We start from the raw sequence: 15,324 nt of genomic DNA, 5'->3' as shown, positions 1-15,324 counted from the left end.
CTTATCCCTCTTCTGCAGTCAATTTGATGAATTCTTCAACATCTTTTGTACACAAGGCAATGCCTTTTTCCCAGAATCCTTTTTCGGTGATGTCCTCCCCGAGATGCTTCATCGCCAATTGTTCTGTACTCATAACCGCTGTATCACGGAGCAAGGCCATATATTTCTCTTCAAACCCTTCTCCTTCTTCTAGCGCTTTCGCGTAAACGCTGAGCGAGAACAAGTAGCCGAATGTGTACGGGAAATTGTAGAACGGCACATCGGTGATATAGAAATGCAATTTGGAGGCCCAGAAATGCGGATGCCCTTCGGATAAACTACCGGCAAACGCTTCCTCTTGGGCCTGTTCCATCAATTCATTCAAGCGGCTTGCCGGAACCACGCCGTTCTTGCGCTCTTCGTAGAATCTCGTCTCGAATAGGAAACGGGCATGGATGTTCATGAAAAATGCCACGCTGCGCTGGATCTTGTCTTCTAGCAAAGAGATTTTCTCTTCTTTGGTCACAGCGTTCTTGACCGCTGCGTCCGCGACGATCATTTCCGCGAACGTCGATGCCGTCTCAGCGACGTTCATCGCATAGCTGCGGTTCAAATCATGCATCGGGCGCAGCGCATGCGTATGGAAAGCATGCCCCAATTCATGGGCCAATGTCGCGACATTGGACATCGATCCGCTATAGGTCATGAAGATGCGCGATTCGCCGCTTTTCGGGAGCGAAGTGCAAAAGCCGCCCGGCATCTTGTGCGCGCGGTCTTCCGCTTCCACCCAGCCATTTTCCAGTGCATGGCGGGAGAATTTCTCCAGTTCCGGGCCGAATTTCCCGAAATGGCGGATGATGAACTCCGACCCTTGCCCGTAATCGAACGACTGGGAGTTTTCCACGACCGGCGCGTCGACATCGTACCAGGCGAGCTGGTCTTTGCCGAGCAATTGCGCCTTTCGCACCAAGTAATCCGCAAACGGTGTTTTATGTTCGCTGATGGCCTGCCACATGACGTCCAAAGTTTCCTGTTTCATGCGGTTCATCTGCAACGGCTCTTCAAGCACATTGTCGACGCCGCGCTTGTTATACATCTGCAGCCGGAATCCTGCGAGAGAGTTCAAGGTCTTCGCAAACAGCTCTTCTTTTTCGCCCCAGGCCGCTTCCAGCTTGTCATACGCTTCCTTGCGCACTTTGCCATTTTGGTGGGAGCTTAAATTATTCGCCTGACCCACAGACAGCGTCTTCTCTTCCCCGTCCACATTCACTTGGACCGATACAGAAGCAATCAGCAAATCGTATAATTCGCTCCACGCGTGATAGCCATCGATGCCGAGCGATGTGATGAGCCCTTCCTCTTGCTCTGACAGCAGGCGTTTCGCTTCTTTGCGCCATTCGTCCAAGACAAATGCGAATTCCTTCAAGTCTTCAGTCGAAAGCAGCTCTGCCCAGACGTTGGGGTCCGTCTCCATGAGCGCCTGCTTGAATTTCAAGAAAGCGCTTTGGAACCTGGAGCGCATCAATGCATGTTCACTTTGCAGCAATGCCGCTTTTTTGTCTTCGGTGTTTTGTGCCATCAAGCAGCCGATAAACGCCCCTGCTTGGCGGATATCCACCGATACATCACTCGTCTGTTCCAAAAACGCCGCCACCTGCTGCGCATCGGCTGCTCGCTTCGGCACATCGAACGTCGCAGCGGCTTGTTCGAAATCGGCCAGCTTATCACCTGTCGCGCCCAGATGCGTTCTCAATTCAGCTGAATCGCTCCCCCCTGAAAATAAACTGTCGAGCTCCCATACTTCCGGATATGTATTTGTCATCTTTTTTCCCCCTGCAGTCACGAATTTTCAAAATACATTAATAAGTATAACATCTCCCTTCACGGAACGGGAACGGCGACTGCCTGCCACTTTTCACGATATCGCCATTTTTCAAAAACTTCCTGCACTTTCTTGTTGGTCGTGCGGGCTGGCGAGTTTATACTGATATTTGAGGAGGGATTTCATATGATTCGCGTACTGCTGATGACCTTGGCATTTATCGCCGTCGTCACCATGAATGCCTTGGCGAATATACTGCCGATCAACGGTCAGACTACCGGTGAAATCTCCGACCGTGTGCCGGTTCTCTTTACGCCGGCCGGTTATGCATTTTCCATCTGGTCCGTTATATATATTTTATTGGCTATCTGGATTATCGGCTTTTGGCTGCGCTTGAAAAAAGGAGTGCACCCTTCAGCAAAAGTCTCAATGTATTTCATCTTGAGCGCTGTTTTCAATATCGCTTGGCTGCTTTGCTGGCATTATGAGTTCTTTATTTGGTCGATTGTTTCAATGATTGCCTATCTATTGTCACTGATCGCTTTGTACTTGGAATATGGAAACGACGAACGGGGCTTTACGGAACGTTTGCCGATCTCCGTCAACCTTGGCTGGATCAGTGTCGCGACCATCGCCAATATTAGCTATGTTTTGACTTTCTACAGTTGGAGCGGCTGGGGGCTGAGCGATCAATTGTGGACGGTCATCATGCTGACGGTTGCGACCGCATTGGCGCTTCACATACGCTTCCACCATTCAGACATTCCACTGACTTTGGTGTTCATCTGGGCATTCGTCGCGATCGCCGTCCGCCACGGCATGGACGAGATGCTGGTCAGTACGGCAGCTCTATTCCTGAGCGGCGTTTTACTGACCGGCATTCTGTTGATCAAGAAAAAGCCGGCAAAAACGGGTATGACGCTATAAAAAAACAACCATCGACTGATGGTTGTTTTTTTGTATTCGATGATTTTATTTTTCGAGTTTCGTCAGCAAAATCGGTTCGCCTTTTGTGACAAGTACGGTATGTTCGATCTGTGCGACGAGCGATTGGTCCGGCGTGATAAAGGTCCAGCCATCGCCTGATTCGATGATATGCTCGGCCTTTTGGGAAATAAACGGCTCGACTGCGAGCACCATGCCTTCTTTCAAGATCGTCGTTTCCCATGCATCGTAATAATTAAGGATATATTGCGGTGCTTCATGAAGCGATTTCCCAACGCCATGCCCGGTCAAGTTCTTGATGACGAACAAACCTTGGTCTTTCGCTTCGCGTTCGACTGCTTTGCCGATCTGGTTCAGTTTGGCGCCGGCTTTCACTTTCATCATGGCGCGTTCGAATGCGGATTCCGCCGCTTGGCAAAGCTTTTCTTTCGCTTCGTGCCCTTCTCCGACCACGAATGAAATGCCGGTGTCCGCGAAATACTCCCCAAATGATCCGGACACGTCAATATTGACGATATCGCCGTCATTGATAACGCGCTTACCTGGAATCCCGTGCGCTACTTCTTCGTTGACACTAATGCACGTATAGCCTGGGAAATCATATTCCGATTTCGGAGCAGAGACCCCGCCCCATTCCTTGAATAGGCGGCCCCCAAGTTCATCGAGTTCTTTCGTCGTGATGCCGGGCTTCACGGCCGCTTTCATCGTTTCGCGGATTTCCGCCACCATCTGTCCGGCTTTTTTCAAACCTTCAATATCTTTTTCATTAGTCGCTATCATACTGACCCTTCTTTCAAACTATTCTATTTGAGCATTATAACATAGAATAAGCCGCTCTCGCCTCTCATACCTTTTGAGAATTCCCATAAATAACCAATAAAAAGCACTCATTATTTTCTTTATCCACTTAAAAAACCGCCTAGCTATAGGCGGTTTTGATCATGCATCCGGCTGTGTCAGCCGCGGCGCTGTAATGAACAGCAACGAGCAGACAATTGCCGCAACGATTGCAACGGGAATCATATAGGTGGCGTTATAGACCGCCGAATAGATGAAGACGTTACCTTCCGCAAACATGCCGAAGAACAGGATGCCCGTAATAACGTGAATCACATAACGGAGAAACGAACCGATCAAGACGCCAAGTGCGACCATGGCAATGATTTTCCCGGTCTTTCTCGCCTGTACGGCCTCCAGGTAACGGTCGCGCACAATCGCCGCGAACCCGACAACGCCATACGCCAGCAAATAATCCAAGATGACTTGCATGACGACAAAGCCGAACGATAGCGGCGCAACCGAGATGAACCCCGTGACGATCTGCAGCAAGCCCACCAACAGCCCCGTGACGACACCGGCTGCGACGCCCCTCCGGAATGCCATCAACACAATCGGTATCATGACCAAGCTGACCGATCCCCCTTGCGGCATGCGAAAGGCGATAAAATCCAATACAAAGCCGAGAGCTGCAAAAATCGCAATTTCGACCATTAACAATACACGTTTATTTCTCATTCAAACTGCCTCCTTTTGGATTTGCACATCACCAGAAGGGCCGTTTTTACACAGAACTATAAAGAAAACGGCGCCAGGATAGATCCTGGCGCCGCTTGGGCCGGTTTTCCATCCACATCCCTGCGCAAGCATTAACTTGCAGGTTCGAAGGGTAAGAACTTAATCGTTCACTCTCAGCCAAAGCTCCCCTTGTGGTGTATACAATTATTCCGCTATTATGTGTATTGTACACAACGCGCACTTCGCATGCAAGGCTGTTTCAACCAAACGGATTAGGGTAGTTAGAAACTAGCAAACTTTGTGGAAGGTGGTGGAGGCAGTTTGAAAACTGCCGGATCAATGATTGATTTATTGAAGGATTTAATAAAAATCGAAAGCGATACGAAAGAAGGGGCGAACGAAGCGCTGCTGTTCTGCTCTGCCTGGCTCAAAGCGAAAGGCGAAGAAGTGGAAGTCCATGATAATGACGGCTACCTTATGCTGACAGCAGCCAAAGGCCAAGGCGCTGAAAAGATCATCTGGAACGGCCATGTCGACGTCGTGCCGGGCCATAAAGAACAATTTTCCCCTATCGAAGAAGGCGACAAACTGTATGGCCGCGGTTCGGCCGACATGAAAGCGGGAGTCGCTGCGATGATGCAGGCATTTGTTGAACTCGACGCCTCTGAATTGCCGCGCGAAGTGCATTTGCATATTGTCACCGACGAAGAAATCGGCGGGCGCAATACATCGAAATGGCTCGTCGACCAGGGCCATTACGGCGATTTCGTTATTTGCGGCGAGCCGACCCATTTGAAGATCGGCTTGCAATCGAAAGGCATCTTACGAATGGATTTGACGTTCAAAGGCAAACCGGCACACGGCTCGCGCCCATGGGAAGGCATCAACGCCATCGAATCGGCGATGAAATTCCATGCCGGCATGAACGATTTGCCGTTCCGCAAAGAATCGACCGAATACTACGAGGAGCCTTCTGTCAACCTGCCGATCATCAACGCAGGCGACCGTTATAATGTCGTGCCGGAAATCTGCACAATGTCCTACGATATCCGCTTCATGCCCGGACAGGACAAAGACGAGATCGTCCGCCAGATGAAACAACTGGCGGAGAAACTCGACGTCGACATGGAATATAAAGCGAGCGGTTCGACCCCTGCCTTGACGACGACGGACGACCATCCGTACATCCGGACCTTGATGAAGGCGGTCGAAACGACGCTTTCGGAAAAGCCGGTGCTGTTCGGCCAGCACGGTGCTGCCGACACCCGTTACTATGCCGAAAAAATCGGCGGGCAAGGCGCCATCGAGTTCGGGCCGAGTGGAGACGACTGGCACGGCAATGCTGAATACGTCTCTATTTCAAGCGTTCAGTCCTATAAGGATATTTTGATCGCGCACGCCACCGCCCCGACAGATGTTTAATAAGAGCTGAAAACGGGAAAACTCTACTAAACCTCAATACGAAAAAATGAATGGAGCGATAAATATGGCTATTGGAAGACTTGTCCGATCTGCGATTAAATATGGGCCGATTGCATACCCAATCATCCGCAAAGTGATGAATAACCGCAAAAAGAACAACGCAAACAATGAAAACGATGCACGCAACCGCAGCGACTCACGAAAAAGCCGCTGAACGATAAAAGCCCGAGAAAATAATCCATTTTCTCGGGCTTTTTTTATTTGACTTGAACTTCTAAATGAGTGGCAATGCCTGGCGAATCGCCAGATAATCAAGTTTTTCGCCTTGAAATGCCTTGGCGGCAGACTCATCCCCTGAAGCATCTTCCGTAGCAGGCGATTCTTCCGCTTCATCCGCTTCATCTGTCGACTCTTCCTGTTCCTGCATTTGCTGGATTTCCTCGAAAGTTACAGGCGCCGGTTCCGGAAGCTCTGCATCCTCCACTTCAAACCCTTCCCCGTAATGCTCAAAGAAAGCGTTTGCCATCTCCTGATAGCCCTCCACATTCGGATGGACGTCACCGGAATTCGGGACGAGTTCGACCGCATCCTCACCGAAACGGTCGGCTACATCGACAAATGTCGCGCCGGCCTGTTCCGCTTCCTGCTTGAGAATGGCGTTTAATTGTTCCAGCTGCCCCGCCGTTCCTTGTTTTTGGCTGTCCCTGGCGTGCGGATAAGCAAAATAATAGCCCATGACATAGATATCCGCTGTCGGCGCAAGCTCTCCCAGTTCAGCCAGAATCGTTTCGACATTTTCACGCGCTGCATTCAATGCGTAATCTGCCTGGATCTCTTCAAAACTCAAAGCGCCTTCAGCGGCATTTGCTTGCACGAGGCGCAACAAATCATTCGCGCCGGCAGACACCGTGATGACGTTCGCCGAGCCCAGCAGCTCTTTTGCTTCATCCGACTCGATGCTTTCCAGGACATCGCTTGTAGTGAATCCAGGAAATGCCAAGTCTTTCGAATAGAACGCCAGTGGCTGGTTGCGTGTCAATTCCTGCGCAATCAAATCTGAATAGCCGCTGTCGATTGACCGGTTCGGCGTCTGGCCTGCCGCCAGTGAATCGCCAATCGCCACATAAGCGGCAGGTATTTGCGGCTCTGCAGATACCGGGTTTCCAGCCATTAGCAAAAGCCCTGCCGCCACCGCACTCATCGTCTTTTTCATATGCTCACCTCGTTAGAATGCCCAATTTCCTTTACGGAAAATTGCTTCGGTTTTGCCGTCTTCCGTAATGCCGTCAATATCCATCTCGCTCGAGCCAATCATGAAATCTTCATGGACAATCGATGTATTCAATCCGTAATCTTTTAATTGCCCGCGCTCTAAGTCTTTTCCGCCTTCGAGGCAAGTTGGGTAGGAATCGCCGATAGCCAAATGGTTTGATGCGTTTTCGTCAAATAAGGTGTTATAGAATAAGGTGCCGGAAGCCGAAATCGGCGATTCAACCGGCACAAGCGCCACTTCCCCAAGATACGCGGCACCTTCGTCGGCTGAAATCAATTCATCCAGCAGTTCCTGCCCGACTTCTGCCTGCGCTTTTGTAATACGGCCGCTTTCAAAGTCCAACGTGAAGCCATCGATGATATTGCCTTGGTAAACGAGCGGCTTCGTATTGCGCACGGTGCCTTCGACTTCCAATTTAGCCGGCACGGTATACACTTCTTCAGTCGGCATATTGGCGATGAACGGCACATTGTCTGGTGTGCGGGAAGCGCCGCTCATCCAAATATGGCCATCTGGCAAGCCGATCGTCAAATCGGTTCCTGGCGCACGGTAATGCAATTTTCGGTAGCGCCGTTCGTTCAATGCGGCCGCCCGCCGTTCCAGGTTGGCGATGTGTTCGTGCCACAATGCGACTGCGTCACCGTCTCCGATGCGCACGGTCTGAAAAATCGCTTGCCATAAAGCGGCCATCTGGTCCTGTTCGTCCGGGAACACTTTTTGTGCCCATTTTTCGGAAGGGATCGCGACGATCGACCAAGCGATCTTATCGGATCCGACAGCCTGGCGATAGCGTTCCAATGCCTTTCCAGCGGATTTTTGGGCATCGCTCAGCCGTTTTGCCGGAATGCCGGTCAGCAAGTCCGGGTCTTCTGCGTCAATCCATAAGAATGCGCCTTTTTGGTCGATGATGGCGTCGCGCTGTTTGACGACCCAATCCGGAAATTCATGGAACGCGGCGTCTGGCGCCAATTCGTAATGCGTCCGCGTTACTGATGGATCCGAGAACGCGACGTGGACTTGCTTGGCCCCGGCCTCATAGGCTTTCTCGACGACCAAACGCGTGAATTCCACGGTATCGGTTGTCGTCGCAATCAACAGCTCCTGCCCCGGCTGGACATTGACGCCGACACGGACAGTCAATTCCGCATATTGCGCTAACTTGTCCTGAAAGCTCATCATTTCTTCCCCTTTGCTGAAATGGTTTTGCTATTTCCTTCCATCAACTCGCCGCCGTGCATGATTTTCTGCACCGGCTTGTTCGGCAATTCTTTCGTCAGTTTCTTGTAATGCTTTTCGTCTGCATAAGCCAGAAGCGTCAACACTTCCCCATCAGCCCCTGCACGCCCGGTTCTGCCGGAACGGTGCAAATACTGCTCGACTGTCATCGGTGCATCGACATGGATGACATGTGTCAATTGATCGATATCAAGGCCGCGCGCTGCCACTTCGGTCGCGATCAATACAGCCGTGTCGCCTTTGCGGAAATCGTCCAACGCTTTCTTGCGTTCTTCTTTTTTCATTTCGGAATGCAAAGTCGCGATTTTCGCGTCGCGGAATTTCAACTTGCTTTCCTTCATCAACACTTGGTCAAGATTGTTGACGAATGCAAGTGCCTTTACGCCTGTCATATGCGACAGGCTGCGCAACAAGTCGGTCTTGTCGCGCTCATCGACTTTAATGAATGAATGCGTCACTTTGCCCTGTTTCGGCAACTGTTCAGCGGATACTTGCAATCTTATCGGCTGCTTCATCAGGCGTTCTGCCACCAATTCGATTTCCTCGGTGATCGTCGCCGATACCAATACGAGCTGGCGGTCCTGCTGTGTTCTTTCGATGAGGTCCTTCATGATGCCACGGTGTTCACGCGCCATCAATTGGTCGCCTTCATCAAGCACCATGATGCGCACCTCGTGCATTTTGAGTTTCTTGGTCTTGACCAATTCATTCAAGCGTCCCGGTGTGCCGACGACAATTGTCGGTTTTTTCTTTAACTTGTCCAGTTGGCGCTGAATATTGGCGCCGCCGATCAACGGCGTGACCGTCACATCCGTCCCTGTTGTCCATTCGCGCAAGACGTTGACGATTTGCATCGCGAGTTCCTGTGACGGGGCGATGATCATCGCTTGCGTATTCGGTTTTTTCGGGTCGACGCGTTCCAAGATCGGCAATAGATAGGCCAAGGTTTTTCCGGAACCGGTCGGAGATTCCGCTACGATGTCATTTCCTGCAAGCATTTCCGGAATCATCTGTTCCTGGATCGGCATCGCTTCGGTAAAGCCGGTTTGTTTCCATTTATCCTGCCAGACAGGACTTAGTTCTTCTAAAAAATTCATGTGTCATTCCACCTTCTTTTCGATGCCTTAAGTGTACCATATCCGGCGCTTTGCCGCTTTTTTGGCAAATGAAAAGGCGGTTCCTTTTTTAAAAAGGAACCGCCTCTTTTCAATCTGCATAACGTTGTTTGTACACATGCTCTTTTTGTCTTTCTGTTGCTTTCTGGTCGGGTTTTTTTATGAAGAACGCCAACAGAAAAGCCGCGAGCGCGATGTAGGTCGACACCGTAAACGAGAAGTTGATGCCTTCGAGCATGGCAGGGATGGCCGCTTCTTGTGCGCTTGTCCCGGAAGCGACCAGTTCTTGTGCCGCCGACTCCGTGCGCGAATTCATCAAAGTGACGAGAAATGCTGAACCGATGGCGCCGGATACCTGCTGCAAGGTATTGTTGATTGCCGTGCCATGTGGATAAGATTTCATCGGCAATTGGTTGAGCCCGTTCGTCATGACCGGCATCATGACCATCGAAATGCCGAACATGCGCAAGGTATAGATGGCCATGATTTCATAGTAACCCGTATCCAGTGTTAGATTGCTGAACAAATAGGTAGTGATGACAACCAGGGCCAGTCCAGGCAGTGCCAGCACTTTAGCCCCGAACCGGTCAAAAATGCGGCCGGTTATGGGAGACATGGCCCCCATGACGAGCGCCCCCGGAAGCATCATCAAACCGGATTGGATTGGCGAGATGCCTTTAATGGTCTGGATGTAGATCGGCATGAGGATCATCGCGGAGAACATTGCCATCGACAAAGTGACCGAAATGACCGAAGACAATGCGAACATCGGGTGCTTATAGACGCGCAGCTCCAACAGCGGCTCTTTAAGCTTCATTTGGCGGAACGCAAAGACCGTCAAGGACAACAGGCCGACCGCTATCGTCAAATAGACCGCCGGATTTTCCCAGCCAAGGGACCCCGCCGAACTGAATCCGTAAAGCAAACCGCCGAACCCAAGGCTCGATAGCACGAGAGACAATGGATCAAGCGACAGCTCGCGGTTTTGGAAGGTCAGGTTTTTCAATTTGAAGATTCCGAGGAGTAACGGAATCAATGCAACAGGCAATACGATAAAGAACAAGATTCGCCACGAGTAGGTCTGGACGATGAACCCGGACAGCGTCGGGCCGATTGCCGGCGCGACGACCATGACCATCCCGAAGATGCCCATCGCCTGCCCTCTTTTTTCGACCGGGAAGGCGGCAAGCATGACATTCATCAATAACGGCATCATGAGCGCAGCGCCTGACGCCTGGATCATGCGGCCGATCAACAGCACAGCAAATGTCGGAGCCAGTGCAGCAAATAAGGTCCCGAGGGAGAACAAGGACATCGCGACAATGAAAATGGCACGGTTTGAATAGCGTTGGATCAAATAAGCGCTCGCCGGAATCAGGATGCCGTTGACGAGCATATAGCCCGTAACGAGCCATTGGGCTGTCGCAGCGTCTACTTGCAGGTCAACCATGATTTCCGGCAGGGCAATATTCAAAAGGGTTTGGTTGAAAATCGCCACGAATGCCCCAGTGAACAAAATGGCGATGATTGCATAAGGTGGTTTTGTTGTTTCTTTCATCTTTCTTTCCTCCGTCTCGCCGATTTCTTTCGGCTGATTATACTCTATCGACATATTTTATACTCGCGGTATAATTTTTACAAGAAAGACGGACCGAAAACAGGCAATAAGTTTGGAACATTGATTTCATCAGCTTTTGACGGTATGATTTTTCTATACAACCAGTCCAAAAAGGGGATATTATGAATCCTAAAAAACAGCAAATCATCCATGCCGCCCATCGCCTGTTCATCCAGAAGGGCTATAACGCCTCCTCGATACAGGACATTCTGGACGAAGCCGGCATCTCCAAAGGCACTTTCTATAATTACTTTGCGTCGAAATCGGAATGCCTAATCGCCTTGATGGAATCGATCAGTGAAGATATCCGTGCGCAGCGCATTGCCGCGGCTTTCGGGGAATCTCCATCCGACACGGACCTGTTCGCCAGGCAATTGGCAATCCGCATCCGCATGAATCACGAGAAGAATCTCTTCTCCTTGTACGAAAGCATCTTCTATTCGCAAGATGAGGAACTGAAAGCTTTCGGGAAAAGCCAGTACATTGCAGAACTTAAGTGGCTGAGCAGCCGCATTGTGGATATGTTTGGTGAAGAGGCGCGCCCTTATGCACTCGAAAATGCCGCGATGGCAAACGGCGCGCTCCAGCAATTGATGCATGTGTGGCGCCTCGGCACCACGCAGCAGCTGCCGCTTGATGAACTGACCGTCTACATCGTCCATCGCATGAAACAAGCGGTCGAGGCCCAATTGAAAGACGGCAAGCGATTTTTATCCGAACATCTGCTGGAACAAAATGGGCAGTCGCCGACTTTAGCTGACAGCGCTAAACAATTGCAGGCGCTTGCCGCTGATATGGAAGACCCGGACTTGCAGCAAATGCTCGCGTTTCTTGCCGATGAACTTACAGCTGCAAAACCGCGCAAAGCGATCGTCAATAGCGTATTGACTACTTTAGGCAATCGTACGGACGATGCCGGGCTGCAGATTTTTTTGGAACAAGTATGGCGCCAAATCAAATAAAAAATCCCCTTTCCTGGAGAAATTCCAAGAAAGGGGATTTTTTATGATGGAGGCCTCCGCCCCGCTGCCGCTTGTTCAAAAGCATAAGCATATTCAATCAGCTTCGGTTCATCGAATGCCTGTCCGGCAAACGTGATGCCGAACGGTTCGCCTGATTCGGTCAATCCAGCTGGCACCGTAATCGAGGGGAATCCGGCAGCTGCGCCAATATTGCAGCCAAAATCCTTCGGCAAAAGAAGCGCATCTGCGCCTGCTTCCTGAAGGCGCTTATTCATCCCCAGTTCAGCCGCCAGGAAGCGGTTGCGTTCAAGTGCCTCCACATATTCCCTCTCGGTCAAGTTTCCGCTCATGCTATTGGCTTGCTCCAATAGATTCTGGCCGAATTTCAACATTCTTTCTGCATGTTCATTATTGTATGAAATGATATCACCCATCGAACGGATCCGGTGGTCGGGGTTCGAGCGCGCCAAATAGGCGTTCAAGTCTGCTTTGAATTCATGGAGCAGCACCGCAAAACCGAGATCTTCCTGATCGGCGCCAAGGTCGACTTCCTTGATGGCGGCTCCGCAAGCACGCAGCTGCTCCATGGCCTGTTCGAATGCGGCGGATTGCTCTTCCGTGATATCTGTGAACAATTGACGGTCCACGCCGAGTACCGCGCCAGACAATCCGTCTTTATCCAAATGCTGCTGCCAGTCATAGCCATTGAATTGTTCGGCAAACAGCGTAACTGCGTCTTCTGGGTCTGTCCCAATCAAGGCTGCGAACACCGTCACTGCATCTTCCACTGTGCGCGCAAGCGGCCCGGCCGTGTCTTGCGTATGCGATAAGGGAATAATCCCTGTGCGGCTGATGAGGCCAATTGTCGGCTTAATGCCGACGAGGCTGTTCTGTGCCGCCGGGTTGATGATCGAACCGGATGTTTCCGTCCCGACCGCAGCGGAAGCCAAATTCGAAGCCACGCCGGCCGCCGAACCTGAACTTGACCCGCCAACATCAAATGCACCGTACGGATTTTTCACTTGGCCACCGCGTGAACTGTAGCCATTGGTCATTTTATCGCTCATGAAATTCGCCCACTCGGTCATATTCGTTTTACCGAGGATAATTGCCCCCGCGGCCCGAAGCTTTTCCACCACTTTCGCATCGCGCAGCGCGTAATGATCTGCCATGGAAAGTGAACCGGCACTTGTATGCATTTTATCGCCGGTGTCCATATTGTCTTTCACGAGCAGAGGGATGCCGTGCAGTTTTGAGCGCGGCCCTTTGTGCTTCCGTTCAAAATCCAATGCTTGGGCAGTAAGCAACGCATCGGGATTGATTTCGAGCACGGCTCGGGTATTTTGATCGCGCAAGGAAATATTTTCTTTGTACATCAGCACGAGTTCTTCCGACGTCAGCTTGCCTGTTTCCATTTCCTTTTGCAATTCCGCAATCGTCATTTCATCGAGCTTGTTTTTTCGGTAGTCTTCCAGTTTTTGATGATGCATGCCAGTTCCTCCCGCGTAGTGCAAAATGAGCCCTTTTCCAAGAGCCGTGAATATCTAAAAAAGCCTGAGCTCATGAGCTTAGGCTTTTATCGGTGTATTCCTTTAGCAGTTCATATAAGGACAGTTCGTAAAGTTGCCTGCCGTTGATCTTGAAGACATTCTTCGAAACGAGCTCATCAATGACCATCGATCGTTTGTCTTCGAATTTTGACTCGGGTATGTGTTCCATCTTGCTTTTCTCTCCTTGCAGATAGTGTCACTATTTCTATACCCGAAACGATCAAGCCCTAAAACCTGCCAAAAGAAAAACGGCCGATAATTTTTGCGGCCGCCCTTGTTTCGACAAATTTCAACTCACATGTTGCCTGGATAGCGCTCCTGCAAATATGCCACTGCATTGCGGATCAATTCTTTCAGCACTTCCGGGTCGATATCGCTCAGTTTGTTAATGTAGATGCAGGATTTGCCCGTTGTGCATTTCCCCAGACGCTCGAGCGCATCCGGCTCTTTTTCTGCACACCCCGTCAAATATAAGCTGATTTTCGCTTTACGCGGGGAAAATCCAGCGAGCGGCGCATCGCCTTCATGGCCTGTGGCATAACGGTAATGATAAGAACCGAAGCCGATGATGCTGTCGCCCCACATTTTCGCCGGATAACCTGTAGCTTGTTCAAAAATCTCCAGCAATTGATAGGCATCTTCTTTTTTTGACGGCTTTTCGACCGATTCAATGAATTCGGCGACGCTGCCTTCGTGTTGTTTCGTTTTTTGTTCGTACATCCCTACCCCTCCTCCAACATCCGCTTCGTCCCTACTTCCACACATAGTGCCCATTGTCCTGCAACAAAGTCCTGATCATTTTCGTTCCGCTAGGGTAAAGTCAAAATGAAACACATCTTCCCGCGTACCGAGCGAGCTATAAAGTTTCACGGCAGCCGTGTCCACAGGATCCGCTTGGACAAAGACGACCCAGGCTCCCAATTCTTGCGCTTGACCTTGCACAAACCGGATCAGCTCGGTCGCGATTTTTCTCCTGCGATATTTGCTGGCCACTGCCAAATCATAGATGTAAACTTCCTTGCGCTGCTGCTCGAATTTATCCAGCACGTATGCGACAAGCCCGCCTGCAAGTTCGCCACCCGACAAGGCGGCGCAGACCAGGACATGGTCTTTTGCCAGTAAAGATAAGAGATAGCTATCAGGCGGCGGGTTTCCAAGATATGTTTCTTCCTCCTCAAATGCATCCGCAAATAAAACATTCAATTCCCTGAACCGCTCCAGCGACTGTGCATCATCTGCCAACCGTTTAAATTGGATGTTCGACATGAGCCCCAACTCCCTTTCTTGCTTTCTGACTTACCTTCTTGCCCTTGACTAAACTTTATATTGGCTGCTGAAGCGTGCTACCAATTCCTCGATTTGCTGTGGCCTTTTTTTATGGGACCAATTGATGATGGCGTCGGAATTGACCACTGCCCCTTTGGCTTTTAGCAATGTTTTCATTTTTCCCATGGCCCGGTTTCCGCCCATCCATTTATAGCGGAATTGCTGCGTCAAGAAACAAGATACCGGTGCTTGGCCGAGATCCGGAAGTTGTTCCGCATACTTTATAAATCCAGGACATAGCGTAAAGCCCTGTACCCATGCGCCAAAAACCAAAGCATCATACCCTTTGGTTTCCGGCAAAGAATCCAATTGTACAGCTGTTGGATTTTTCGCTTCTTCGTTCTCGAGATTTTGCATCCTCATTAAACGAACTTCATGGCCGTCGCTTTGCAATTTCTCACGAAGCCGTTCGCCGACAAGCAAGGTATGCCCCGTCTGGGAATGCATGATAATGCCGATTTTCATACCGTTCCCTCCTTTGTTGAAGCATCCGCAATTCCTTTTCGACGCTTCATCCATCATTGCCTGATTACTTCCCTGTGACGCAAAATATTCCTTCCA

At 50.5% G+C, this 15,324-nt stretch carries 16 protein-coding genes and 1 riboswitch; of the genes, 4 read left to right on the top strand and 12 right to left on the bottom strand.

Annotated features, from left to right (window positions below):
• Position 1: 1 nt before the first annotated feature.
• On the bottom strand, positions 2–1,801 hold the full coding sequence (locus AB9R92_RS00920) for a M3 family oligoendopeptidase (protein ID WP_370667681.1): 1,800 nt from the start codon (positions 1,799–1,801) through the stop codon (positions 2–4).
• Positions 1,802–1,987: 186 nt separating this feature from the next.
• Between AB9R92_RS00920 and AB9R92_RS00915 the strand changes: the two genes are divergently transcribed.
• A complete protein-coding gene (locus tag AB9R92_RS00915; RefSeq protein ID WP_370667680.1) occupies positions 1,988–2,728 on the top strand; it encodes a tryptophan-rich sensory protein in 741 nt (246 codons plus the stop codon).
• Between the two features lie 45 nt (positions 2,729–2,773).
• Here the strand turns inward: AB9R92_RS00915 and map are convergent, their stop codons facing one another.
• On the bottom strand, positions 2,774–3,526 hold the full coding sequence (gene map / locus AB9R92_RS00910; RefSeq protein WP_211653615.1) for a type I methionyl aminopeptidase: 753 nt from the start codon (positions 3,524–3,526) through the stop codon (positions 2,774–2,776).
• A 159-nt stretch (positions 3,527–3,685) separates the two neighbouring features.
• Positions 3,686–4,261, bottom strand: a complete 576-nt coding sequence (thiT, locus tag AB9R92_RS00905; RefSeq protein WP_370667679.1) for an energy-coupled thiamine transporter ThiT — start codon at positions 4,259–4,261, stop codon at positions 3,686–3,688.
• Between the two features lie 100 nt (positions 4,262–4,361).
• A riboswitch (TPP riboswitch) is annotated at positions 4,362–4,461 on the bottom strand.
• Between the two features lie 139 nt (positions 4,462–4,600).
• On the opposite strand from thiT, the gene AB9R92_RS00900 reads away from it, so the two are divergent.
• Both AB9R92_RS00900 and AB9R92_RS00895 read left to right on the top strand, forming a co-directional pair.
• Positions 4,601–5,683 carry a M20 family metallopeptidase gene (locus AB9R92_RS00900; protein WP_370667720.1) on the top strand — a complete coding sequence of 361 codons (1,083 nt, stop codon included), beginning with the start codon at positions 4,601–4,603 and terminating at the stop codon, positions 5,681–5,683.
• Positions 5,684–5,747: 64 nt separating this feature from the next.
• Positions 5,748–5,897: a hypothetical protein gene (locus tag AB9R92_RS00895; protein WP_167456542.1), complete on the top strand. Its 150-nt coding sequence runs from the start codon at positions 5,748–5,750 to the stop codon at positions 5,895–5,897.
• Positions 5,898–5,957: 60 nt separating this feature from the next.
• Here the strand turns inward: AB9R92_RS00895 and AB9R92_RS00890 are convergent, their stop codons facing one another.
• The 4 genes from AB9R92_RS00890 to AB9R92_RS00875 form a co-directional block, all read right to left on the bottom strand.
• Positions 5,958–6,896: an SGNH/GDSL hydrolase family protein gene (locus AB9R92_RS00890; RefSeq protein WP_370667678.1), complete on the bottom strand. Its 939-nt coding sequence runs from the start codon at positions 6,894–6,896 to the stop codon at positions 5,958–5,960.
• A gap of 12 nt (positions 6,897–6,908) precedes the next feature.
• Positions 6,909–8,132 carry an aminopeptidase gene (locus AB9R92_RS00885; RefSeq protein ID WP_370667719.1) on the bottom strand — a complete coding sequence of 408 codons (1,224 nt, stop codon included), beginning with the start codon at positions 8,130–8,132 and terminating at the stop codon, positions 6,909–6,911.
• The gene (locus AB9R92_RS00880) at positions 8,132–9,289 is read right to left on the bottom strand and encodes a DEAD/DEAH box helicase (protein WP_370667677.1); all 1,158 of its coding nucleotides are present in this window, start codon (positions 9,287–9,289) and stop codon (positions 8,132–8,134) included. Before AB9R92_RS00880 ends, AB9R92_RS00885 begins: the two co-directional genes overlap by 1 nt.
• Positions 9,290–9,398: 109 nt before the next feature.
• Positions 9,399–10,865, bottom strand: a complete 1,467-nt coding sequence (locus tag AB9R92_RS00875; protein WP_370667676.1) for a DHA2 family efflux MFS transporter permease subunit — start codon at positions 10,863–10,865, stop codon at positions 9,399–9,401.
• Between the two features lie 182 nt (positions 10,866–11,047).
• On the opposite strand from AB9R92_RS00875, the gene AB9R92_RS00870 reads away from it, so the two are divergent.
• The gene (locus AB9R92_RS00870; protein ID WP_370667675.1) at positions 11,048–11,887 is read left to right on the top strand and encodes a TetR/AcrR family transcriptional regulator; all 840 of its coding nucleotides are present in this window, start codon (positions 11,048–11,050) and stop codon (positions 11,885–11,887) included.
• A gap of 41 nt (positions 11,888–11,928) precedes the next feature.
• Here AB9R92_RS00870 and AB9R92_RS00865 read toward each other — a convergent pair whose 3' ends face one another.
• The 5 genes from AB9R92_RS00865 to AB9R92_RS00845 form a co-directional block, all read right to left on the bottom strand.
• On the bottom strand, positions 11,929–13,377 hold the full coding sequence (locus AB9R92_RS00865; RefSeq protein ID WP_370667674.1) for an amidase family protein: 1,449 nt from the start codon (positions 13,375–13,377) through the stop codon (positions 11,929–11,931).
• Between the two features lie 70 nt (positions 13,378–13,447).
• Positions 13,448–13,606, bottom strand: a complete 159-nt coding sequence (fbpA, locus tag AB9R92_RS00860; protein ID WP_083509116.1) for a Fur-regulated basic protein FbpA — start codon at positions 13,604–13,606, stop codon at positions 13,448–13,450.
• Positions 13,607–13,731: 125 nt separating this feature from the next.
• Positions 13,732–14,157 (bottom strand): DUF1801 domain-containing protein, encoded by a 426-nt coding sequence (locus AB9R92_RS00855; protein ID WP_370667672.1) that lies wholly within the window; start codon positions 14,155–14,157, stop codon positions 13,732–13,734.
• 75 nt (positions 14,158–14,232) lie between these two features.
• Entirely contained in the window at positions 14,233–14,703 is a 471-nt protein-coding gene (locus tag AB9R92_RS00850) for a GNAT family N-acetyltransferase (protein WP_370667671.1), read from the bottom strand.
• A gap of 48 nt (positions 14,704–14,751) precedes the next feature.
• A complete protein-coding gene (locus AB9R92_RS00845; RefSeq protein ID WP_370667670.1) occupies positions 14,752–15,228 on the bottom strand; it encodes a flavodoxin family protein in 477 nt (158 codons plus the stop codon).
• Positions 15,229–15,324: the final 96 nt, after the last annotated feature.

Source organism: Planococcus sp. SSTMD024 (assembly GCF_041320495.1).
Taxonomy (GTDB): domain Bacteria; phylum Bacillota; class Bacilli; order Bacillales_A; family Planococcaceae; genus Planococcus.
The sequence above is the reverse complement of the archived record's forward strand: the minus strand, read 5'-3'. Positions and strand labels throughout refer to the sequence as shown.

Bases quoted from the DNA above. Each gene is read 5' to 3' on its own strand.
- AB9R92_RS00920 (WP_370667681.1), bottom strand. From the start codon at position 1,801: ATGACAAATACATATCCGGAAGTATGGGAGCTCGACAGTTTATTTTCA.
- AB9R92_RS00915 (WP_370667680.1), top strand. From the start codon at position 1,988: ATGATTCGCGTACTGCTGATGACCTTGGCATTTATCGCCGTCGTCACC.
- map (WP_211653615.1), bottom strand. From the start codon at position 3,526: ATGATAGCGACTAATGAAAAAGATATTGAAGGTTTGAAAAAAGCCGGA.
- thiT (WP_370667679.1), bottom strand. From the start codon at position 4,261: ATGAGAAATAAACGTGTATTGTTAATGGTCGAAATTGCGATTTTTGCA.
- AB9R92_RS00900 (WP_370667720.1), top strand. From the start codon at position 4,601: ATGATTGATTTATTGAAGGATTTAATAAAAATCGAAAGCGATACGAAA.
- AB9R92_RS00895 (WP_167456542.1), top strand. From the start codon at position 5,748: ATGGCTATTGGAAGACTTGTCCGATCTGCGATTAAATATGGGCCGATT.
- AB9R92_RS00890 (WP_370667678.1), bottom strand. From the start codon at position 6,896: ATGAAAAAGACGATGAGTGCGGTGGCGGCAGGGCTTTTGCTAATGGCT.
- AB9R92_RS00885 (WP_370667719.1), bottom strand. From the start codon at position 8,132: ATGAGCTTTCAGGACAAGTTAGCGCAATATGCGGAATTGACTGTCCGT.
- AB9R92_RS00880 (WP_370667677.1), bottom strand. From the start codon at position 9,289: ATGAATTTTTTAGAAGAACTAAGTCCTGTCTGGCAGGATAAATGGAAA.
- AB9R92_RS00875 (WP_370667676.1), bottom strand. From the start codon at position 10,865: ATGAAAGAAACAACAAAACCACCTTATGCAATCATCGCCATTTTGTTC.
- AB9R92_RS00870 (WP_370667675.1), top strand. From the start codon at position 11,048: ATGAATCCTAAAAAACAGCAAATCATCCATGCCGCCCATCGCCTGTTC.
- AB9R92_RS00865 (WP_370667674.1), bottom strand. From the start codon at position 13,377: ATGCATCATCAAAAACTGGAAGACTACCGAAAAAACAAGCTCGATGAA.
- fbpA (WP_083509116.1), bottom strand. From the start codon at position 13,606: ATGGAACACATACCCGAGTCAAAATTCGAAGACAAACGATCGATGGTC.
- AB9R92_RS00855 (WP_370667672.1), bottom strand. From the start codon at position 14,157: ATGTACGAACAAAAAACGAAACAACACGAAGGCAGCGTCGCCGAATTC.
- AB9R92_RS00850 (WP_370667671.1), bottom strand. From the start codon at position 14,703: ATGTCGAACATCCAATTTAAACGGTTGGCAGATGATGCACAGTCGCTG.
- AB9R92_RS00845 (WP_370667670.1), bottom strand. From the start codon at position 15,228: ATGAAAATCGGCATTATCATGCATTCCCAGACGGGGCATACCTTGCTT.